A 19,672-nucleotide genomic window follows, 5' to 3' on the forward strand; every position below is an offset into this window, starting at 1 on the left:
CCGTCCACCGGCGCCCTCACCCGAGGTGCACCGACCAGTCCTGTTCGGCCGCGGGCTTGCCGTGCAGGTCGGGGACCTGGCGGAGCCACGCGGGGCGTCCCTGCTGGTTCTTGGCCGCCCGCCGGGCCTCCTCGGCGGCGAGCTCCTCGCGGCTGGGGAAGTCGGTGGGCAGCCACTGCGCCGAGGCCCGCACACGCGCGTGCAGGTACGCCACATACGCCTCGCGGGCCTCGGCGGGCGAGGCGTGGTCGGTGAGCCAGGCGTCGGGGACCTCCGCGACGACCTCACGCAGCAGTTGCTCGGTCACCCTGGGCGCGAGCTCGGCGTCGGCGGCGCGCACGTCCGGGCCGTAGTGGCCGAGGGCGTGGTGACGGAAGTCGTAGGCCTTGGCGGGGTCGGTGCCGTCCCAGCGGTGATGGAAGACGAGGGCGGCGCCGTGGTCGATGAGCCACAGCCGCGGGGGCACCGTGCCGAGGGTCGGCCAGACCATCAGGTTGGAGCTGTGGACCGTACGGTCGACGTTGACGGTCAAGGCGTCCAGCCAGACGATCCGGCCCGCCTCCAGGGGGTCCACCGGGAACACCTTGGCGACCTCGGGTGTGAAGTCCTTCGCGCCCGGCAGGTAGTCCATGCCGAGGTTGAGGCCGTCGCTCGCGGCATGGAGGTCGCGGACCTCCTGGTGCGGCTCGCCGTCGGCGATCGCCGGGTCGAAGTGCACGAGGACCAGCTCGGGGAAGCGCAGTCCCAGCGCGCGGGCCAGCTCACCGACGATCACCTCGGCGACCAGCGCCTTGCGGCCCTGCGCGGAGCCGGTGAACTTCACGACGTACGTGCCCAGGTCGTCGGCCTCGACGACTCCGGGCACGGAGCCGCCGGACCGCAGCGGGGTCACGTATCGAACAGCAGTCACGTCGCGCAGCACACCCGCCAGGGTATGTCAGCGCTCACCCGGCCAGCGGATTCGGCAGCGGCAGATAGCGGGCATCCGCCCCGTCGGCGCCCGTCCAGCGCAGCAGCAGGTTGGTCTTGCCGGGCAGGGTCGGGGCGGCGAGGAGGTCGGTGACCTCGGGCAGGTCGTGGCAGGAGAGTTCGCGGCGGGCGGCGGGCCAGGGGTCGAGGCCGGGCCGGCGTTCGGCCAGGGCGCCCGCGACCTCGGTGAGGTGGTTGACCACCAGGCAGTACACCAGGCGCTCCCAGCCCGCCGCCCGGGACACCTCCGGCAGCAGCTTGACGCCCTCCGCGTCCCGGAACAGGGCCTGCACCGGAGTGCCGCCCGCGTCGACGGCGACCAGCGTGTTCTGCAGATGGGCCTCCAGTACGACGCCGTGCTCGGCGAAGGCGGTCAGCGCCGGCGGCACCACGGCCCGCAGGTACGCCTCCCACCAGGCCGCCGGATCGCCGGCCGTGTCGAGCGGGCTGCCCGCGAAGCCCTCCACCAGACCGGCGGCGAGCAGCGGGGTCGCGCCGGGCTGCACATGCCCGCGCAGTCCGTCGCGGACCAGGACGGCGAGTTCCTCGAAGGCGAATCCGGCCGTGCGGTAGCCGCGGTCGCCCAGCCAGGCGGCCGGTCCGTCCATCGCGGCGAACGCGGCCGTGACGGCCGTGTCGGTCCGGCGGAGCCTGAGCAGGTCGTGGCGCCACAGCCGGCGGATGTCGTTGGTGATGCGGACGTCGAGGCTGAACTTCAGGAACAGGTCGTGCGCGGGGGCGTACAGCGTGCGGATCGCGGCCGTCGGCCAGGCGTCGAATCCGGTCGTGCCCAGCCGGACCAGGCGGCCGTCGGCGAAGGCGGGTGCGAGGTCGACGAGGTCGAGCTGCCAGGGGTGGGCCGGCAGCAGACGGTAGCCGGGCGGCGCTTCGCCGAGCGCGTCCAGCGCGGAGGTGTCGCCCTCCTCGACGACCGTGTCCTCGCGCACGCCGAGCAGCACCAGCGGGAAGCGGGCGTGCGCCTCGGGGGCGTAGGGCAGCCAGCCGGCGACCGGACCGCCGCCCCGCGCCTTGGGCGCCGGGTGGTGGGGGTGGCCGGTGATGAGGGACTGCTCGGAGCGCAGGTACGGGTCCTCGGGCGCCGTCGCCCGGGCGCGGGCGGCGAGCAGCGCGGCCACGGCGTCCCGGCTGTCGATCATCTCGGCGGGCAGTTCGTGGTTGGACAGGCCGGTGTGCCGGCGCAGTTCCTCGCCGACGAGCTTGACGAGCTCGGTGTGGCCGATGCGGTGCCAGCCTCCGGCCGCGAACACCTCGGGAGCGGCCGGACGCCGCTCACCGCGCACCCGGAGCAGGCGGCCGGTGCCGGGCAGCCGGTAGGTGCGCGGTGCGTCCTGGCCCGGTCCCGCGGTCGCGCCGTCACCCGCTCCGGGTTCCGCGACGGGTTCCGCCACCTCACGCAGCAGACAGTTCAGGAGCGGCACGGCCGCGTACGCGTCGGCGCGGTCGGCGTCGTGGCCGGCATGAGGGGGGATGAGATCCACGCGATCCACTCGTTCCCTAAAGGTCCGTTCGGGAGAAGATGATCAGTATGTACGCCGTCGACACCTGCCCGTGACGCCCTGTTCGTACCCGAGGAGCACGCCCGTGGACCGTTCCCACCCCGCGGAGACCGAGGTCGCCGACGAGCTGGCCGTCGTACGTCCCGGCCTGCTGTCACGGTACGCGGCCGAGCTGCCGGGCGCCCGGGCGGCCGTGCTGACCCGGCTGTGGCGGGCCCTCGCGCACGAGCCGCTGCCGTGGGTCGTGGGGCGGGAGGCCGGCCGGGAGGGCCTCACCCTGCGCCTCGCCGACGGCCGCCGGCTGCACGGCCCGGCAGCGGACCCGTACGCGACCGACGCGTACGTCACCGTCGTACGGCTCGACGGCACGGCGTACGACCATCCGGCGCGGCTGATGACCGACCTCGCCGTACCGCACGGCACCGGCTTCACGGTCGAGCTGGGGCACAGCGTGGCCTCGACGGCGCTGTCCCGGGCCGACCGGGCGCCGCTCACGGACGTGTGGCCGACGACCGACCGGGAGTGGGAGCAACGGGTGGTGGACGGGCATCCGTACCACCCCAACTGCCGTTCGCGGCCCGGCTTCTCGGTCGCCGAACAGCTGGCGTACGGGCCCGAGCACCGGCCGGTGGTGAAGCTGGGGACGGTGCCGGTGCGCCAGGAGGAGTGCCTGGTGACGGGGGTGTGGCCGGACGAACTGCGCGACGGGGGACGGTTGTTGCTGCCGGTGCATCCGTGGCAGGCGGCACATGTGCTCAAGCGGAGCTGCGAGGACGGATTCGAGGCGCACCCGCTGATGTCGCTGCGCACGCTCGCCGTGCCGGGCGGGCCGCACGTCAAGACCGCGCTCAGCGCCCGGCTGACGTCCTCGGTACGGGACATCTCGGTCTACTCGGTGGGCATGTCGGCGACGTTGTCGGCCTTCGGGCAGTCGCTGGCGGCGCGTTCGGACGGCTTGTTGCACGTCACCCGGACGCTGGGCGCGGCGGCGGCCGACTCGCCCGACCTCGCCGCCGTGCTGCGCGAGTCGCCGCAGACGTACGCGGCGACGGACAGGGGTGAGCGGGTGGTGCCGGTGGCCGCGCTGGCCACCACCGCACTGCCGTCGTCGCCGTCCTGGCTCGCCGAGTTCACCCGCCTCGCCCTCACCGTCGGCCTGCGCCTGCTGGAGCTCGGTGTGGCTCTGGAGGCGCACGGTCAGAACCTGCTCGTCGTCCTCTCCGACACGGGTGCCCCGGTGCGGCTGGTCTACCGCGACCTCGCCGACATCCGCGTCAGCCCGGCACGGCTCGCCCGGCACGGTGTCCCGGTCCCGGAGCTGACCGGACGGATCGTCACGGACGACGAGACCGCCCTGCGGCGCAAGCTGTTCGGCTCCCTGGTGGCGGGCGCGCTCGCCGGTACGGCGGGTTCGACGGCCGCGCTGGGCGCGGCTCTCGAGACGGCCGTACGGGATCTGCCGCGCACGGCCGACACCGTGGCCCTGCTCGAAGAGCCGGTCCCGACCAAGGCGTTGACGCTGATGCGGATGTCGCCGGGGACGCCCGGCGACCAGTGGACGCTGCTGCCCAACCCCCTGCGCTGACCGGTCGTTTTGGATCACGGCCCACCTGATCAATAGGATCCGCCGATGATCAGAACACAACGGCTGGCGGCAGGAGTGTGCGCCCTGCTCGCCACCTTGGCGGCCGGGCTCGCCTTCCCGGCCGCGGCGGAGGCCGGCGAACCCACGAGCGGGGCGAACGCCAAGGTCGACCTCGTCCTCGACGTCAGCGGTTCCATGCGGACCCGGGACATCGACGGCGGCACCCGGATGGCGGCGGCGAAGCAGGCGTTCAACGAGGTCCTCGACGCCACGCCCGAGGACGTCCAGCTCGGCATCCGCACGCTCGGGGCCGACTACGCGGGCAACGACCGGCAGACGGGCTGCAAGGACACCGCGCAGCTGTACCCGGTCAGCACGCTGGACCGCACCGAGGCGAAGACGGCGGTGGCGACCCTCTCGCCGACCGGCTGGACCCCGATCGGCCCGGCGCTGCTGAAGGCCGCGGACGACCTCGCCGACGGTGACGGCTCCAAGCGGATCGTGCTGATCACCGACGGCGAGGACACCTGCGCCCCGCTCGACCCGTGCGAAGTGGCGCGCGAGATAGCGGCCAAGGGCATCGGCATGACCATCGACACCCTCGGCCTGGTCCCGAACACCAAGCTGAACAAGCAGCTCAGTTGTATCGCGGAGGCCACCGGGGGCACGTACACCTCGGTCGAGCACACCGACGAACTCACCGACAAGGTGAACCAGTTGGTGGACCGAGCGGCCGACCCGGTGGTGACCCCGGTGGCGACCGAGGGCGCCACGCAGTGCACGGACGCGCCGACGCTGAAGTCGGGTCTGTACACCGACCGCGAGGAGTTCGGGCAGCAGCGCTGGTACAAGGTGGACCTCGACCCCGGCAAGGAGCTGCGCGCCTCCGTGAGCGTGGCGGCGGACCGGGCCGTGAACCCGTCCTACGGTGTGCTGCTGCGGGCGGTCACGGTGCACGGCCGGGAGATCGTGCGGGGCGAGTCGGCGGGCAACGGCCGTACGGACGCGATCTCGGCGGGGCTGCGCTATCCGAAGGCGGAGAGCGACGCGGACGACGCTCCCGCCGAGACGGTGTGCCTTCAGGTGACCAACTCCTTCTCGCCGGCCGCGGGCGTGAAGACCACGCCCGGTATGCCTCTGGAGCTGACCGTGGACGTCGTCGACGGCCCCTCGAAGGCGAGCGACGTGGCGTCGTTCGGTCTCGGGCGCGGCTGGTGGCTGCTGGGTGTGCTGGTGCTGGCCGGCTTCGTTGCCGGTCTGCTGTGGGGCTGGCTGTCGCGCTGGCGGGTCGCGGTCTGGAGGACCAACTGATGCGGATCACACGGATGCTGGGCGCGGCGGCGCTGCTGTTCGGGCTGACGGTCACCCCGGCCGTCGCGGACTCCTCCCCCTCCCCGAGCGCCTCGGGCGACGACTCGGCGCCGACGTCGGCGGGCACGTCGTTCCGTACGGCGACCGAGGTCGACCAGGGGCAGCGGGCCACGGCGAGCGCCTCCACGGGTGACTACCTGTACTGGTCGTTCCCCGCGGACGCCGGACAGCGGCCCACGGTCGAGGCGACGGTGAAGCTGCCGGCCACGCACGCGGCCCAGACCTGGCAGGTCGACGTCTACGACGGCCTGCGCCGCCGTCAGGCCTGCCAGTACGGGGCGCAGACGCGGACGGCCGAACAGGGCTCCACGTCGGTCGAGTTGGCCTGTGTGCTGCGCACGGTCCGCGCCTGGTCGGAACCGTGGGCCGACGACCCGCTGCCGGGCACCTACTACATCCGGCTGACGGCGCTGAACCTGACGACGGCCGACCTCGGCCAGCCGGTGAACGCGTCCGTGCGGGTCGGCTCCAAGGACATCGGCGGCTCGGCGGCGGTGGACGGCTCGCTGGCGAAGCCGCTGGTGCCGGGCATCGCGGTGTCGTCCAAGTCCGATGCCCAGGACGGCGACTCGTCCAAGGCGGCGGTGCTGTCCAGCATCGAGCCCGACGGCGGCTGGACGTCCGGCTGGTGGTCGGACCGCTGGGTGTGGACCGGGATCGGCGCGGTGCTCGCCGCTCTCGCCGGGATCGGCGGCTACACGCTGACCCGCGGGTCGGGGCGCCCCTCACGGGTGCCGCCCGGGGCCTGACGACCCCTCGGGGAGCCCGCCGTACTTCGGTACGGCGGGCTCTTCTCATGCCTCCCGCAGGGACTTGGCCACGGCCCCGTCGCCGGTGACCGTGACGCGCCCGTCCCGCACCGCGTCGGGCAGGCTCAACTCCCCGCGTCCGATGGCCGCACCCGTCCCGGCGTCCAGGACCAGCCGCGCGTCCGGCTCGCCGGGAGCGGGGCCGTCGCCGTACACGCGGCCTTCCTCGGCGCCGACGAAGAGGTGGAAGTCGCCCTCCTCCAGGCCGACTTCGACGATCCCTTCGCCCTCCAGCGCGCGCAGCAGGGGCAGCGCGAACCAGTGGGCGCGCAGGGCGTCCGTGGGCCGCCGCTCCCCCAGCTCCCGCTGCCCCCACACGCTGAGCGCCTGCAGCACGGGCAGCAACTCCCGTCCCCGCGGCGTGAGTTCGTAGACGTAGGCGGCGCCGGGCGGCGGCAGCCGGCGCCTGGTCGTCAGCCCGTCGCGCTCCATGTCCTTCAGCCGCGAGGCGAGTACGTCCGTGCTCACGCCCGGAAGGTCCGCGTGCAGGTCCGTGTAGCGGCGGGGTCCGGCCAGCAGCTCCCGGACGATCAGCAGGGTCCAGCGGTCGCCGACGGCATCGAGCGCGCGGGCGGCGGAACAGTACTGGTCGTAGCTTCGGCGTCGTGACATGCGACGCAGTCTAGACATGTCATTGGACTTTCCAAGCACCCACTTGGTAAAACCAAGCAACACCAGATACCGGAGGGACGCATGGAGTTCCGGCAGTCGAACAAGCTCAGCGAGGTCTGTTACGAGATCCGCGGCCCGGTGATCGAGCACGCCAACGCGCTCGAGGAGGCGGGCCACAGCGTGCTGCGCCTGAACACCGGCAACCCCGCGGTGTTCGGCTTCGACGCGCCGGAGGAGATCCTCCAGGACATGATCCGGATGCTCCCCCAGGCACACGGCTACACCGACTCGCGCGGCGTCCTGTCCGCCCGCCGGGCGGTCGCCCAGCGCTACCAGACCCTCGGCCTGGAGGTCGACGTCGACGACGTCTTTCTCGGCAACGGCGTCTCGGAGCTGGTGTCGATGGCCGTGCAGGCGCTGGTCGAGGACGGCGACGAGATCCTCATCCCCGCCCCGGACTTCCCCCTGTGGACGGCGGTCACCACGCTCGCGGGCGGCAAAGCCGTGCACTACCTCTGCGACGAGCAGTCCGACTGGAACCCGGACCTGGCCGACCTGGAGTCGAAGATCACGGACCGCACCAAGGCCGTGGTCCTCATCAACCCCAACAACCCCACCGGCGCGGTCTACCCGAAGGAGGTCGTCGAGGGCATCCTCGACCTCGCCCGCCGGCACGGCCTGATGGTCTTCGCGGACGAGATCTACGACCAGATCCTCTACGACGACGCCGTCCACCACTCCGCCGCGGCCCTCGCCCCCGACCTGGTCGTCCTCACCTTCTGCGGGCTGTCGAAGACCTACCGGGTGGCCGGCTTCCGCTCGGGCTGGCTGGTGGTGACCGGCCCGAAGCAGCACGCGAAGAACTACCTGGAGGGCCTGACCATGCTGGCCTCCATGCGCCTGTGCGCCAACGCGCCCGCCCAGTACGCCATCCAGGCGGCGCTCGGCGGCCGCCAGTCCATCCGCGACCTGACCACGCCGGGCGGCCGGCTGTACGAACAGCGCAACGTGGCCTGGGAGAAGCTCAACGAGATCCCCGGGGTGTCCTGCGTGAAGCCGAAGGGCGCGCTGTACGCGTTCCCCCGCATCGACCCCAAGGTGCACAGGATCCACGACGACGAGAAGTTCGTCCTGGACCTGCTGCTCCGGGAGAAGATCCAGGTGGTCCAGGGCACAGGCTTCAACTGGCCCGCCCCCGACCACTTCCGCATCCTCACCCTGCCCCACGCCGACGACCTGGAGGCCGCGATCGGCCGGATCGGACGCTTCCTCAGCGGTTATCGGCAGTAGCGCACCACCCTGCCGGAGCCCCGCGCGGGCCGGTTGTCAGACCCCCGCCGTAGCCTTCGAAGCAGGTGGGATCAGGGCCCGAGGCAGGGAGGAGCACGCCGTGACACGACCGCCGACCGCCGCGCAGCGGCGTGTCATCGACGCCGCCGATCCCGTCACCGGGCGGCTGAGGGGTACCGAGGCGCAGCTGGCGGCGCTGGTGAAGCAGGGGCTCGCCTTCCGGCACCCGCGGCCGCCGCACGACCACTTCCTGACGCCGGCCGGGCACCGGATACGCGAGGCCGAGGAGGCCGCCTCCCCTGCCTCCCCCACCTCCCCTGCCGAGCCCGAGGCGCCCGCGGCCGGCGGCGGGTTCGCCGCGCGGGTCGGGGGCGAGGAGGAGGCTCCGCAGGCCGGCCCGGCCCGGGTCCGCGAGGTGCACAGCGCCTGGCAGGGGCTGCTGGAGCTGCGCCGGATGACCAACCGGGACGGCGCCACGGACCGGCCCTGCGGCTGGGAGCGCACGCATCTGGTGCAGGCGGCGGCGTTGGCCCTGGAGGCGGCCGGGCACCGTCCGGCCGGGGCGGGCCCGGAGGGCTATCGGGTGCGCGCGACACCGCAGCCGGAGGCGGTCGCCGTGTACGAGCCGACGGAGGAGGCCCGGCGGGCGTGCGCTGCGACGCTGGAGCGGGCGGGCTGGCAGGTGGGCGAGTACGCGGAACCGCGCACAGGAAGGCGTTATCTACTGGCCTCCCCGCGCAGGGCGTGATGAACATGCCAAGATCAGGTGATCGTCGCACCCGGCACGAGAGTCAGTACGCGAAGGGAACGCAGTGAGCGAGCCGTTTTCCGTCCCGGTGACCGTCCGCGGATACGAGACAGACGCACTGGGCCACCTCAACCAGAGCGTGTATCTGCAGTACGCGGAGCACGCCCGTTGGTCCATCCTCCAGGCCGCCGGAGTGGGCCCCGCCGAGTTGCTCGCCAAGGGCGTCGGGCCGGTGGTCCTGCGGACGACCGTCGACTACGTGCGCGAGCTGCGCGCCGGCGACGAGGTGTCGGTGACGTGCGGCTTCGAATGGGGCGAGGGCAAGACGTTCCAGGTCGCGCAGACCATCACCAGGACGGACGGCATGGTGTCCGCCGAACTGCGCTCGGTGGGCGGCCTGTTGGACCTCAAGGAGCGCAGGCTGATCGCCGATCCGCGGGGATACTTCCGGGCGCTGACGAACCGGCCCGAGCTGTTCGGCCTCTGAGTCACGCCTCCCGCGTCCGCATGTGCACATGCCCGTCGAGCGGGAAGGCGGGCGGCTCGGCGGGCAGCAGCGCCGTGAGCTCGTAGCGGCATTTGCGCGCGACCGCGCAGGACGCCTCGTTGTCGGTCTGGTGCACGAGTTCCAGGCGGGTGAGTCCGTCGTCGGCGAACACCGCGAAGGCCCAGTGCGTCAGCGCCTCCAGGGCCCGCGGCGCGACCGCCCGGCCGCGGGCACGGGCGGCGGTCCAGTAGCCCACCACCGCCGAAGGGGCGCCGGCGGTGGGGCGTTTGAGGACCACATGGCCGACGGGCGCGCCCTCCCCCGTGCCGTCGGCGGCGGTCTCCGCGACGGCGAAGGCGAACCGCTCGCCCGTCTCCCAGCCGCGCCGCTGCTCCCGCACCCAGCTCGCCGCGCCGCTCTCGTCCTCGACGGCGAAACTCGTCCAGCGCCGCAGGGCGTCGTCGCCCCGCAGGCCGAGCAGCGCGGGGGCGTCGGCCGGGTCCCAGGGGCGCAGCACCAGCGCCGGAGCCGAAGGGGTGGCAGGCGCGTTCAGCCGTGCGGTGATCCTCTCCATGCACGGAGCCTACGACGGCCCTCTCGGGGCGGGGGGACGGCCCCGGGCCGAAATCGGATGCGGCAGGCCGCGTTCACCTGCGATGATCCGCGGTCATGTCCGCACGACGCGCGAAGCCCAGCCGCTACATCTCCGTCGACATCGAGGCCGACGGCCCCATCCCCGGGCCGTACTCGATGCTGAGTTTCGGCGCCGCGGTCGCCGGGACGCAGGATGCCGACAACTTCACCGCCGCCGACCCCGAGGAGCGGACCTTCTACCGCGAACTGCGGCCCATCACTGAGGAGTTCGTGCCGGAGGCGCTCGCCGTCAGCGGGCTCGACCGGGAGCTGCTGAAGACCGAGGGAGCCGAACCGGCCGTCGCCCTCGCCGAGTTCGCCGACTGGGTGCGCGAGGTGAGTGCCGGGGCCCAGCCCGTGATGTGCGGCTACCCGGCCCCGTACGACTGGACGTTCCTGTACTGGTACCTGATCCGGTTCACCGGCGCGAGCCCGTTCGGGCACTCGGGCTGCCTGGACATGAAGACGCTGTACGCGACGAAGGCCGGGCTGCCGCTGCGGGCGGTCGCCAAGGGAACGATGCCCCGGCACCTGCTCTCGCGCCGGCGGCACACGCACCACGCCCTGGACGACGCGATCGAGCAGGCCGAGTTGCTCGCCAACCTCATGAACTGGCCGGGTCCGGCCGGGTCGGCACCGGCAGCTGGTTGAAGGCGTAGTACAGGGCGAGCAGGCCGTGCGCGGCCAGGGTGAGCGGTGCCGAGACGAAGGCAAGGCCCACCGTGACCGGGTAGCCGAGGGAGCCGAGGGCGAAGCGGGCCCGGGTGGCGCGGGCCGCCGCGACGTCGACGCGGTCGTCGAAGAGGTGCCCGGTGCGGGTCAGATGCCACCACAGGGCCTGGAAGGTGAGCGCCATGACCACCATGACCAGGCTGTAGACGGCCGCGGCGACGTGCGAGGGCGCGTCCTCGCGCAGGTACCGCGCGAGCATCGCGGTCGGCCAGGGCACCGCGGCCACCACCATCAGCACGAGCAGGTTCAGGAACATCAGCGTGCGGTCCACGCGGGCGACGTAGCTGAACAGCTGATGGTGGTTGATCCACATGATGCCGATCACCAGGAAGCTCACCACGTAGGCGGCGTACGACGGCCACTGCGCGCCGAGGGCGTGCCACAGACCGCCGTTGTCGCCGACCTCCGGAACCTTGATCTCCAGGATGAGCAGGGTGATGGCGATGGCGAAGACGCCGTCGCTGAAGGCCTCGACGCGGCCGGACTCATTCATGGGAGACAGCGTGCACCATCGCGGGTGCCTCCATCGGGTGTGTCACCTCCTGGGCGTCGCGGCCCCTGCCGAGGTGGTTGAAGACCAGGTTCAGCACCACCGCGGCCACACAGCCCGTCGAGATGCCCGAGTCCAGCACGATCCGCGCCGTCTCGGGGAAGGCGTGGTAGAACTCCGGCGCGGTGATCGGAATGATGCCGACGGCCAGCGAGACGGCGACGATGAGGACGTTGTTGTCCTTCTCCAGGCCCGCCTTGACGAGGGTCTGGATGCCGCTGGCCGCGACCGACCCGAACAGGACCACGCCCGCGCCGCCGAGCACCGGGCGCGGTACGACGGCGATGAGCGAGGCGGCCATCGGGCACAGCCCCATCAGGACCAGGAAGCCTCCGCCGGTGGCGACGACGTAGCGGCTGCGGATGCGTGTCATGGCGACCAGGCCGATGTTCTGGGCGAAGGCGCTGCACATGAAGCCGTTGAAGAGGGGGCTGAGGGCCGAGCCGAGGGTGTCGGCGCGCAGGCCCGCGGCGATCGTCCCTTCGTCGGCGGGACGTTCGACGATCTCGCCGAGCGCCAGCATGTCGGCGGTCGACTCGGTCATCGACACCACCATCACCACGCACAGGGACAGGATCGCGGCGAGGTGGAACTGCGGTGCGCCGAAGTGGAACGGCGTCGGGAAGCCGATCACGTCCGCGTCCGCCACCGGGCCGAAGTCCGTGACGCCGAAGGGGATCGCGATCAGTGTGCCCGCGACCATGCCGAGCAGGACGGCGATCTGCTTGACGAAGCCGCGGGTGAAGCGGCGCAGGAGCAGCACGAGCAGCAGCGTCACGGCGGCCAGGGTCAGGTACTTCGCCGAACCGTAGTCCTTCGCACCGGGGTTGGGGCCCTGCGCCCAGCCGAAGGCGACCGGCAGCAGGGAGACACCTATGAGGGTGATGACCGTGCCGGTGACGACCGGCGGGAAGAAGCGGACCGCCTTGCTGAAGAACGGGGCGGCGATGAAACCGAGCAGCCCTGCGACGATGACCGCGCCGAAGATGATCGGCAGCGCGTCGGACTTGTCCTTGGTGGAGGCGACCACCGCGGTCATGGGGGCGACGCCGGCGAAGGTGACGCCGTTGACGAAGGGCAGCCGGGCGCCGATCTTCCATACGCCCAGGGTCTGCAGGAAGGTGGCGAGGCCGGCGGTGAAGAGGCAGGCGCCGGTGAGGAAGGTGAGTTCGGTGGCGGAGAGGCCGACGGCCGCGCCGACGATCAGGGGCGGGGCGACGACTCCCGCGTACATGGCGGCCACGTGTTGCAGGCCGGTGGTGGCCATTTTGAATGCGGGGAGCTTTTCGTCGACGGGGTGGGCGGTCACGGCGGTTCCTCCGGGTCAGCTAACACGTCGGCTCTGACGTGGGTTTCTTGGAGGTGGTGCGCGGTCGTGCGGGACCGGGGATGCCTGTAAGGAAAGTGACGGTGCCCGTTCCGGGGCGCGCACGTCCATGCGCGCCCCGGAGACGGCCGCCATGGAACCGTTGGGGTCCACGGCTACCGGTCGAGGGCCGTCCCCCTCGACCGGAGATCTTCGACCGCTCAGGCCTGCGCGGCGATCCGCGCCAGGCGCTGGGCCTGCTCGCGGGTGGAGCGGGCGATCGCGTCCTCGTCGACGTGCAGCAGGCGGTCGTGCTCCACGATCTGACGGCCGTTGACGAAGGAGGCGGTCACCGGGGCCGCCGCTCCGAAGACCAGCGCGGTGACCGGGTCGGCGATGGAGGCGTGGGCGAGGGTGTCCATCCGCCACAGCACCAGGTCGGCCAGCTTGCCGGGTTCCAGCGAGCCGATCTCGCGGGCACGGCCCAGCACTTGGGCGCCTCCGTAGGTGCCGAGGCGCAGCGCCTGGCGGGCGTTGAGCGCGGCCTCGCGGTGGGCGCCGAGGCGGTTGATGAGCAGGGCGTTGCGCAGTTCGGTGTGCAGTTCGCCGGACTCGTTGGACGCCGTGCCGTCGACGCCGAGGCCGACCGGGACGCCGGCCGCCAGCATGTCCGGGACGCGGGCGATACCGGCCGCCAGGCGGGCGTTGGACGAGGGGCAGTGGGCGACACCGGTCTTCGTACGAGCGAAGGCGGCGATGTCGGAGTCGTTCATGTGGACGCAGTGCGCCATCCACACGTCCTCGCCGAGCCAGCCGGTGGACTCGAAGTAGTCGGTCGGGCCCATGCCGAACAGTTCGTGGCAGAACTTCTCCTCCTCGACCGTCTCCGAGCCGTGGGTGTGCAGGCGCACGCCGAGGCGGCGGGCCAACCGGGCTCCCTCACGCAGGAGTTCGGTGGAGACGGAGAAGGGCGAGCAGGGGGCCACGGCCACCTGGGTCATCGAGTCGAAGGAGGCGTCGTGGTGCTCCTTGACGGTCGCCTCGGTGGCGGCGAGGGCGCCTTCGAGGGTCTCGACGGCGAAGTCCGGGGGCAGGCCGCCGTCCTTCTCGCTGCGGTCCATGGAGCCGCGGGCGAGGGTGAAGCGGACGCCCGTCTCGCGGGCGGCGCGGATGATGGCGCCGGACAGGTCGCCGGAGTCCTTGGGGAAGACGTAGTGGTGGTCCATGGCGGTGGTGACGCCGCCGCGGGCCATCATCGCGAGGGAGCCCTGCGCCGCCGAGTAGCACATCTGCTCGTCGATGCGCGCCCAGGTCGGGTACAGGGCGACGAGCCAGTTGAAGAGGTTGTGGTCGGTGGCCAGGCCGCGGGTGATCCACTGGTAGAAGTGGTGGTGGGTGTTGACCAGCCCGGGGGTGACCAGATGACCGGAGGCGTCGATACGGCGTGCGACGTTCTCCAGGCCCTCGGGGGCCCTGCCCGCACCGAGCGTCTCGATGCGGTTGCCGGCGATGACGACGTGGCCGTGCGCGTACTCGGTGTCGTTCGCGTCGACGGTCGCGATCGCACAGTTCTCGATGACGATGCGCCGGTCTGCTGCCATGTTCCGTCCTTTGCGCTTCGGTGGAGAGGGCACGGCAGGACCCCGGGAGGTTTGAGTGCCGCGGCCGGTTCGAACACCTCACCGGCCGCGGGTGCCGCGTTGTGCAGTTCTTACAGGTTCGTCAGGTCCACGGGGATCTTCGGCTCGCAGCCGTCCCGCAGGATGGTCGCCTCGATCAGCCCGTACGGGCGATCGGCGGCGAAGTACACCTCGTTGTCGTTCTTCAGCCCGAAGGGCTCCAGGTCGACGAGGAAGTGGTGCTTGTTCGGCAGCGAGAAGCGGACCTCGTCGATCTCGCCGCGGTTGTCGATGATCCGCGAGCCCATCTGGTAGAGCGTCTGCTGGAGCGACAGGGAGTACGTCTCGGCGAAGGCCTGGAGCATGTGCTTCCTGGTCTGCTCGTAGGACTCCTCCCAGTTGGGCGCCTTCTGCTCGCCGTCGGTCCAGTTGAACCGCCAGCGCGCCGAGACCGAGGTGGCCAGGATGCGGTCGTAGGCCTCCTGGAGCGTCGTGTACTTGTCCTTGACGTAGCCCCAGAACTCGGAGTTGGTCGAGTTCATCACCGTCAGGTCCTTCAGACCGGATATGACCTCCCACGACGAGCCGTCGTAGGTGATCTGCGTCAGCCGCGTCTCCTGGCCCTTCCTGACGAAGGAGTGCCCGACCTCGTCCGCGCCGATGAACTGGGAGTTGGCGTCGGAGGCCGCGATCCGCTCCCAGGCGTACTCCTCGATGCGGATGCGGGCCCGGTGGATGGGCTGCTGCGAGGTCACGAAGTGCCGGGCGAGGTGGATGCCGAACTGCTCGGCGGACTCGATGCCGTGCTCCTTGGCGAACGCGAACACCGTGTTCTTGGTGGTGTCGGTCGGCAGGACGTTGGCGTTGGAGCCGGAGTAGTGGACCTCGTCCATGTCGCCGGAGAGGGCGACCGAGACGTTGAGGTCCTTGATGTGGTGGGTGGCGCCGTCCCGCGTGATCTTCACGACTCGGTTCTCGGCCTTGCCGTACTGGTTCTGTCCCAGCATCACCGGGTGGCCAGGGCGGGAATTGACGGTCATTTAGCTAGCTCCCTCGGTAAACGGAGTAGCCGAACGGGTTGAGCAGCAGCGGTACGTGGTAGTGCTCGCCCGGCGCGACGGCGAACGTGATCGCCACCTCCGGGAAGAACACGCCGGGTCCGCTGTCCCGATTCGCGGGGGCGTCCTGCTGCGCATCGGCTTGCTTCTTCTCGAAATACGGCTCCACGGCGAAGTCGAGCCGTACGTGGGTGGTCCCCTCCGGCAGGGCCGGCAGGTCCTTGCACCGCCCGTCCGCGTCGGTAGCCGAGCCGCCCAGGGCCCGCCAGTCCGCCTCGCGCCCGCTGCGGACGGAGAGCCGGACGGCGACCGCCTCGGCGGGGCGGCCGACGCTGGTGTCCAGGATGTGGGTGGACACGGAAGCGGTGGTGCTGGTGCTCATGGGTCAGGCGTCCTCTTCGACGAGTCGTCCCAGTCGGATGCGGTTGATCTTGCCGAGCTCGGTGCGGACGATCTCCCGCTCCCGCTCGGGCGGGTTGCCGAGCCGCTCCGCGACCGCGTCGCGCATCTGCTCGGCGGTGCGGCCGGTGGCGCAGATCAGGAAGACATGGCCGAACCTGTCCTGGTAGGCCAGGTTCAGTTCGAGCATCTGCGCCTTGAGTTCCTCGGAGGCGCCGGCCATGCCGCGCTGCTCCCGGGCGGAGGTCGGGTCGCCCGGTTCGGGGCGGCCGATGGGCGGGTGGCCGGCCATGGCCTCCTCCAGGTCGGCCGTGGTCAGCTCGGCCATGGCGGCGTCGCCGGCGGCGAACAGGTCCTCGGTGGTGGCGTAGGGGCGGGCGGCCAGCACCCGCTTCGCCCAGGCGGTGGAGGCACACACCGCGTGGAGGGCGGCGTGGGCCGCGGGCTCCCCCAGTGCGTTGAACCGGGCCAGGCCCGGGGGCGTGGAAGTCGAAGTCACGGGAGCCTCCGTGGCCGCGAAGGGCCTTCGTGCTGAACGGGCTGCGGAACAGCTAACGCCTTGCGGCGACATGCAGTCAACACTTTGTTGAAAATTCGGAGTGACAAACCCGTGAAGCGGTCCCGGGGCGGTCCGAGGGCAGAGCCCGGGGGGCGGGGCTCAGCCCTCCTTGTCGCGGTTGAGGTAGTTGTACACCGTGAACCGGCTGACGCCGAGGGCGCTCGCCACGGTCTCCACGCCGTGCCGTACGGAGAAGGCGCCGCGCGCCTCGAGTATCCGTACGACCTCCTGCTTGGCCTTTCGGTCGAGGTCGGCCAGCGGCTTGCCCTGCTTGCGCTCCATGGCGGCCAGGATGTGGTCGAGGGAGTCCGCGAGCTGGGGCAGGCGTACGGCGACCGCGTCGGCGCCCTCCCAGGCGAGGACGACGTCGTCGGGGCCGGCCTCGTCCGGCGGCAGCATCTCCCCGCCCATGGCGTCGACGAGCGGCTTCACGGCCGTGATGAACGGTTCGTCCCCGGTGCCGGTCACTCCCCGCCCTCCCCGATCACGTTGAGCTGCAGGGTGACACGGGTGGCGCCGGCCTCGAGGGTCTTGCGCAGCAGGGCGTCCACGGCCGTCAGTACCGCGTCGGCGCCGCCTTCCGCCGTGTTGCCGAAGGGGCCGACGTCCACCGCGTCCAGTTCGGCGGCCTCGACGACCTCACGAGCGACGACCGCGTGCGCGGGGGCCTCGTCGAGGTCGAAGGGCTCGGTCGTGAACTCCACTCTCAATCGCACGCGCTCAACCTAACGCGCCGCACGCTCTTTCGGGCAGCCCTCCCGGTCACCGCCGCCCCTTGCGCAGAAAGCCCCGCAGCCGGCGCTCCGGCCAGGTGTTGATCACGTCGTCGGCGGTGAGCCAGCCGCGCTGGGCGGTGCCGATGCCGTAGCGCATGTTGGCCAGGTGCGGCACGGCGTGGGCGTCGCTGTTCACGGCGAACCGCACGCCGTACCGCCCGGCCCGCAGGATGTCCTCGTCGCGCAGGTCGAGACGGTCCGGGTGGGCGTTGATCTCCAGGGCCGTACCGGTGCGGGCGCAGGCGGCGAAGACCGTGTCGAGGTCGGCGTCGATGCCGGGCCTTCTGCCGATGAGGCGGGTGGTGGGGTGGCCGATGATGTTGACGTACGGGTTCTCGCAGGCGCGCACGAGCCGCCGGGTCAGGGCGTCCGGATCCTGGTTGAAGTGCGAGTGGACGGAGGCCACGCACAGGTCGAAGCCGGCGAGGAAGTCCGCGGGCCAGTCCACCTCGCCGTCCGGCCCGATGTTCAGTTCGGTGCCGTGCAGCAGCCGCATCCCGCCGAGGGCGCGGTCCAGCGCGCGCACCCGGTCGCGCTGGGCCAGCATCCGCTCGTCGGTCATGCGCTGCATGGCCATCTCGGGGCCGTGGTCGGTGATCGCGTAGTAGGCGTAGCCGCGCGCGGCTGCCGCCTCGGCCATCTCCTCCAGCGGGGCGAGCCCGTCGGTGAGGTCGGTGTGGCTGTGCAGGTCGCCGCGCAGGTCGGCCTCGGTGACGAGGTCGGGCAGTTCGCCGCGCAGCCCGGCCTCGATCTCGCCGCGGTCCTCGCGCAGGGTCGGCGGGATCCACGGCAGGCCGAGCCGGGCGTACACCTCCTCCTCGGTCTCGGAGACGGTCCTCTCGCCGGTCTCGACGTCGAACAGCCCGTACTCGGAGAGCTTGAGCCCGTGGTGCACGGCCCGCTCGCGGGTGCGGATGTTGTGGGCCTTGGAGCCGGTGAAGTACTGCAGGGCGGCGCCCCAGGAGTCCGGCGGCACGACGCGCAGGTCGACATTGAGACCCTCGGTGGTACGCACGGACGTCTTCTTCTCGCCCGTACCGATGACCTCGGTGACGTACGGCAGCGCGGTGAACGCCCGCATCAGGGGCAGTGGCCGGTGCGCGGCCACGAGGACGTCGATGTCGCCGATGGTCTCCCGGCACCGGCGCAGCGATCCGGCGCAGGTACAGCGCAGGCAGCCGTCCACGGCGGACAGCGCGGCGACGATGTCGTCGGCGAGGCCCATGGCGACGTCGAGCCGGACGCGCCCGGCGGCGGATCGCAGGAGCTCGATGCCGTGGAGGATGTTCTCCTCGGTCTTCGGCCCGAAGCCCTTCAGGTCGCGCAGCCGCTCCCGGTGGATGGCGTCGGCCAGTTCGTCGACCGAGGAGATCCCCAGCTCCTCGTACACGGCCATCGCCTTCTTGGGGCCGAGCGTGGGGATGGCGGTGAGCCGGCGGACCCCGGCGGGGATCTTCGCCCGCAGTTCCTCGACGGCCGTGACACTGCCGTGGTCGAAGTACTCCCGGACCTTCTGGGCGATGGACTTCCCGACGTTCGGGATCTGCTGCAGGCCCTTGAGGTCGAGGGTGGCGACGTCGGCGTGGTGGCCGCCGACCGCCCGCGCGGCCTTCTCGTAGACGCGTGCCCTGAACGCGTCTCCGCCGGTGATCGAGATCAGGTCGGCGTACTCCTGGAGCAGCGCGGCGACCTCGTCGTTGGACCGGGCCACACCCCCAGAGTACTTGACAGCCCTCCCTCGCCACAGGCAGTCTTCCGTTAAGCAGAAACGAACTTCCGCAATACGGAATCACTCGCCACGGAAGGGAGCGCCGACCCGCATGGGATTCGCAGAGCAGCGCTTCAACGTCAACCTGTCGATCCTCTTCACGGAACTCCCGCTCCTGGAGCGCCCCGCGGCCGCCGCCGCGGCCGGCTTCACCGCGGTCGAGCTGTGGTGGCCCTGGGTCGACTCCCCCACCCCCGAGCAGTCCGAGCTCGATGCCCTCAAGGGGGCGATCGAGGACGCGGGCGTACAGCTCACGGGCCTGAACTTCTACGCCGGACAGCTGCCGGGGCCCGACCGCGGCGCCCTGTCGGTCCCGGGCGAGGAGTCGGAGCGGTTCCGCGCCAACATCGACGTGGCCGCCGCCTTCGCCGCCTCCCTGGGCTGCCGGGCCCTCAACGCGCTGTACGGCAACCGCGTCGAGGGCGCCGACCCGGCCGAGCAGGACGCGCTGGCCCTCCAGAACCTGGTGCTCGCGGCCCACGCGGCCGACCGGATCGGCGCGATCCTGCTGATCGAGGCCCTCAACAAGCCGGAATCGCCGCTGTATCCGCTGGTGAGCGCCCCGGCCGCGATCGGCGTCGTCGACAAGGTCAACGCGGCGACGGGGCTCGGCAACGCGAAGTTCCTCATGGACCTCTACCACCTGTCCATGAACGGCGAGGACCTGCCGGCGGTGATCGAGCGGTACGCCGCGAGGACCGGCCATGTGCAGATCGCCGACAACCCGGGCCGCGGCGCCCCGGGCACGGGCTCGCTGCCCCTCGAAGACCTCATCGACCGACTGAACAAGGCGGGCTACGACGGCTGGATCGGCCTCGAGTACAAGCCGGGCGACCGCCCGAGCGCCGAGGCCTTCGACTGGCTGCCCCGCTGACCCCGTACCG

The 19,672-nt window shown here is 71.7% G+C and carries 21 protein-coding genes; 8 read left to right on the top strand and 13 right to left on the bottom strand.

What is annotated here, in order from left to right; translation table 11 throughout:
• Nucleotides 1-16: 16 nt before the first annotated feature.
• A complete protein-coding gene (locus ACQF4J_RS11810; RefSeq protein WP_351803241.1) occupies nt 17-922 on the bottom strand; it encodes a HipA family kinase in 906 nt (301 codons plus the stop codon).
• 22 nt (nt 923-944) lie between these two features.
• On the bottom strand, nt 945-2,477 hold the full coding sequence (locus tag ACQF4J_RS11815) for an IucA/IucC family protein (RefSeq protein WP_427165582.1): 1,533 nt from the start codon (nt 2,475-2,477) through the stop codon (nt 945-947).
• Nucleotides 2,478-2,571: 94 nt separating this feature from the next.
• Here ACQF4J_RS11815 and ACQF4J_RS11820 point away from each other — a divergent pair, with 94 nt between their 5' ends.
• The 3 genes from ACQF4J_RS11820 to ACQF4J_RS11830 are packed head-to-tail and all read left to right on the top strand — an operon-like array spanning nt 2,572 to nt 6,191.
• A complete protein-coding gene (locus tag ACQF4J_RS11820) occupies nt 2,572-4,071 on the top strand; it encodes an IucA/IucC family protein (RefSeq protein WP_351803245.1) in 1,500 nt (499 codons plus the stop codon).
• 45 nt (nt 4,072-4,116) lie between these two features.
• The gene (locus tag ACQF4J_RS11825) at nt 4,117-5,382 is read left to right on the top strand and encodes a VWA domain-containing protein (protein WP_351567241.1); all 1,266 of its coding nucleotides are present in this window, start codon (nt 4,117-4,119) and stop codon (nt 5,380-5,382) included.
• The gene (locus ACQF4J_RS11830; protein WP_351567238.1) at nt 5,382-6,191 is read left to right on the top strand and encodes a hypothetical protein; all 810 of its coding nucleotides are present in this window, start codon (nt 5,382-5,384) and stop codon (nt 6,189-6,191) included. Before ACQF4J_RS11825 ends, ACQF4J_RS11830 begins: the two co-directional genes overlap by 1 nt.
• A 45-nt stretch (nt 6,192-6,236) precedes the next feature.
• Here the strand turns inward: ACQF4J_RS11830 and ACQF4J_RS11835 are convergent, their stop codons facing one another.
• Nucleotides 6,237-6,863 (bottom strand): winged helix-turn-helix transcriptional regulator, encoded by a 627-nt coding sequence (locus tag ACQF4J_RS11835; protein WP_427165583.1) that lies wholly within the window; start codon nt 6,861-6,863, stop codon nt 6,237-6,239.
• Between the two features lie 81 nt (nt 6,864-6,944).
• On the opposite strand from ACQF4J_RS11835, the gene ACQF4J_RS11840 reads away from it, so the two are divergent.
• The 3 genes from ACQF4J_RS11840 to ACQF4J_RS11850 all read left to right on the top strand — a co-directional run bounded on the left by ACQF4J_RS11840 (nt 6,945) and on the right by ACQF4J_RS11850 (nt 9,388).
• Nucleotides 6,945-8,153, top strand: a complete 1,209-nt coding sequence (locus tag ACQF4J_RS11840) for a pyridoxal phosphate-dependent aminotransferase (protein WP_427165584.1) — start codon at nt 6,945-6,947, stop codon at nt 8,151-8,153.
• A gap of 100 nt (nt 8,154-8,253) precedes the next feature.
• Nucleotides 8,254-8,901 carry a hypothetical protein gene (locus ACQF4J_RS11845; protein ID WP_427165585.1) on the top strand — a complete coding sequence of 216 codons (648 nt, stop codon included), beginning with the start codon at nt 8,254-8,256 and terminating at the stop codon, nt 8,899-8,901.
• A 64-nt stretch (nt 8,902-8,965) separates the two neighbouring features.
• Nucleotides 8,966-9,388 carry an acyl-CoA thioesterase gene (locus ACQF4J_RS11850; protein ID WP_427165586.1) on the top strand — a complete coding sequence of 141 codons (423 nt, stop codon included), beginning with the start codon at nt 8,966-8,968 and terminating at the stop codon, nt 9,386-9,388.
• Nucleotide 9,389: 1 nt separating this feature from the next.
• Here the strand turns inward: ACQF4J_RS11850 and ACQF4J_RS11855 are convergent, their stop codons facing one another.
• Nucleotides 9,390-9,962, bottom strand: a complete 573-nt coding sequence (locus tag ACQF4J_RS11855; RefSeq protein ID WP_351567225.1) for a GNAT family N-acetyltransferase — start codon at nt 9,960-9,962, stop codon at nt 9,390-9,392.
• A gap of 95 nt (nt 9,963-10,057) precedes the next feature.
• Here ACQF4J_RS11855 and ACQF4J_RS11860 point away from each other — a divergent pair, with 95 nt between their 5' ends.
• A complete protein-coding gene (locus tag ACQF4J_RS11860; RefSeq protein WP_427165587.1) occupies nt 10,058-10,672 on the top strand; it encodes an exonuclease in 615 nt (204 codons plus the stop codon).
• On the opposite strand, the gene ACQF4J_RS11865 is transcribed toward ACQF4J_RS11860, so the two are convergent.
• From ACQF4J_RS11865 to polX, 9 genes are all read right to left on the bottom strand, one after another.
• A complete protein-coding gene (locus ACQF4J_RS11865) occupies nt 10,626-11,246 on the bottom strand; it encodes a TMEM175 family protein (protein WP_351567219.1) in 621 nt (206 codons plus the stop codon). The genes ACQF4J_RS11860 and ACQF4J_RS11865 overlap by 47 nt on opposite strands.
• Nucleotides 11,239-12,612, bottom strand: coding sequence for a nucleobase:cation symporter-2 family protein (locus ACQF4J_RS11870; RefSeq protein ID WP_427165588.1), 1,374 nt, complete (start codon nt 12,610-12,612; stop codon nt 11,239-11,241). The genes ACQF4J_RS11865 and ACQF4J_RS11870 overlap by 8 nt, the downstream gene beginning before the upstream one ends.
• Before the next feature lie 218 nt (nt 12,613-12,830).
• On the bottom strand, nt 12,831-14,210 hold the full coding sequence (locus tag ACQF4J_RS11875; protein WP_351567213.1) for an 8-oxoguanine deaminase: 1,380 nt from the start codon (nt 14,208-14,210) through the stop codon (nt 12,831-12,833).
• Between the two features lie 110 nt (nt 14,211-14,320).
• The gene (gene pucL, locus ACQF4J_RS11880; RefSeq protein WP_427165589.1) at nt 14,321-15,268 is read right to left on the bottom strand and encodes a factor-independent urate hydroxylase; all 948 of its coding nucleotides are present in this window, start codon (nt 15,266-15,268) and stop codon (nt 14,321-14,323) included.
• A gap of 4 nt (nt 15,269-15,272) precedes the next feature.
• Nucleotides 15,273-15,668, bottom strand: a complete 396-nt coding sequence (gene uraH / locus ACQF4J_RS11885) for a hydroxyisourate hydrolase (RefSeq protein WP_351567207.1) — start codon at nt 15,666-15,668, stop codon at nt 15,273-15,275.
• A gap of 3 nt (nt 15,669-15,671) precedes the next feature.
• Nucleotides 15,672-16,184, bottom strand: coding sequence for a 2-oxo-4-hydroxy-4-carboxy-5-ureidoimidazoline decarboxylase (gene uraD / locus ACQF4J_RS11890; RefSeq protein WP_351567204.1), 513 nt, complete (start codon nt 16,182-16,184; stop codon nt 15,672-15,674).
• 159 nt (nt 16,185-16,343) lie between these two features.
• A complete protein-coding gene (locus ACQF4J_RS11895) occupies nt 16,344-16,712 on the bottom strand; it encodes a helix-turn-helix domain-containing protein (protein ID WP_351567201.1) in 369 nt (122 codons plus the stop codon).
• Complete coding sequence (locus tag ACQF4J_RS11900; RefSeq protein ID WP_351567198.1) at nt 16,709-16,960, bottom strand: hypothetical protein; 252 nt, start codon at nt 16,958-16,960, stop codon at nt 16,709-16,711. Before ACQF4J_RS11900 ends, ACQF4J_RS11895 begins: the two co-directional genes overlap by 4 nt.
• A 46-nt stretch (nt 16,961-17,006) precedes the next feature.
• Complete coding sequence (polX, locus tag ACQF4J_RS11905) at nt 17,007-18,731, bottom strand: DNA polymerase/3'-5' exonuclease PolX (RefSeq protein ID WP_427165590.1); 1,725 nt, start codon at nt 18,729-18,731, stop codon at nt 17,007-17,009.
• A gap of 109 nt (nt 18,732-18,840) precedes the next feature.
• Between polX and ACQF4J_RS11910 the strand changes: the two genes are divergently transcribed.
• The gene (locus ACQF4J_RS11910; protein ID WP_351567192.1) at nt 18,841-19,662 is read left to right on the top strand and encodes a TIM barrel protein; all 822 of its coding nucleotides are present in this window, start codon (nt 18,841-18,843) and stop codon (nt 19,660-19,662) included.
• Nucleotides 19,663-19,672: the final 10 nt, after the last annotated feature.

Source organism: Streptomyces sp. C1-1, from assembly GCF_050214755.1.
GTDB lineage: Bacteria > Actinomycetota > Actinomycetes > Streptomycetales > Streptomycetaceae > Streptomyces.

Coding starts and splice junctions, on each gene's coding strand:
- ACQF4J_RS11830 (WP_351567238.1), top strand. CDS start 5,382: ATGCGGATCACACGGATGCTGGGCGCGGCGGCGCTGCTGTTCGGGCTG.
- ACQF4J_RS11875 (WP_351567213.1), bottom strand. CDS start 14,210: ATGGCAGCAGACCGGCGCATCGTCATCGAGAACTGTGCGATCGCGACC.
- ACQF4J_RS11910 (WP_351567192.1), top strand. CDS start 18,841: ATGGGATTCGCAGAGCAGCGCTTCAACGTCAACCTGTCGATCCTCTTC.
- ACQF4J_RS11860 (WP_427165587.1), top strand. CDS start 10,058: ATGTCCGCACGACGCGCGAAGCCCAGCCGCTACATCTCCGTCGACATC.
- ACQF4J_RS11840 (WP_427165584.1), top strand. CDS start 6,945: ATGGAGTTCCGGCAGTCGAACAAGCTCAGCGAGGTCTGTTACGAGATC.
- pucL (WP_427165589.1), bottom strand. CDS start 15,268: ATGACCGTCAATTCCCGCCCTGGCCACCCGGTGATGCTGGGACAGAAC.
- ACQF4J_RS11855 (WP_351567225.1), bottom strand. CDS start 9,962: ATGGAGAGGATCACCGCACGGCTGAACGCGCCTGCCACCCCTTCGGCT.
- uraH (WP_351567207.1), bottom strand. CDS start 15,668: ATGAGCACCAGCACCACCGCTTCCGTGTCCACCCACATCCTGGACACC.
- ACQF4J_RS11825 (WP_351567241.1), top strand. CDS start 4,117: ATGATCAGAACACAACGGCTGGCGGCAGGAGTGTGCGCCCTGCTCGCC.
- ACQF4J_RS11835 (WP_427165583.1), bottom strand. CDS start 6,863: ATGTCACGACGCCGAAGCTACGACCAGTACTGTTCCGCCGCCCGCGCG.
- ACQF4J_RS11865 (WP_351567219.1), bottom strand. CDS start 11,246: ATGAATGAGTCCGGCCGCGTCGAGGCCTTCAGCGACGGCGTCTTCGCC.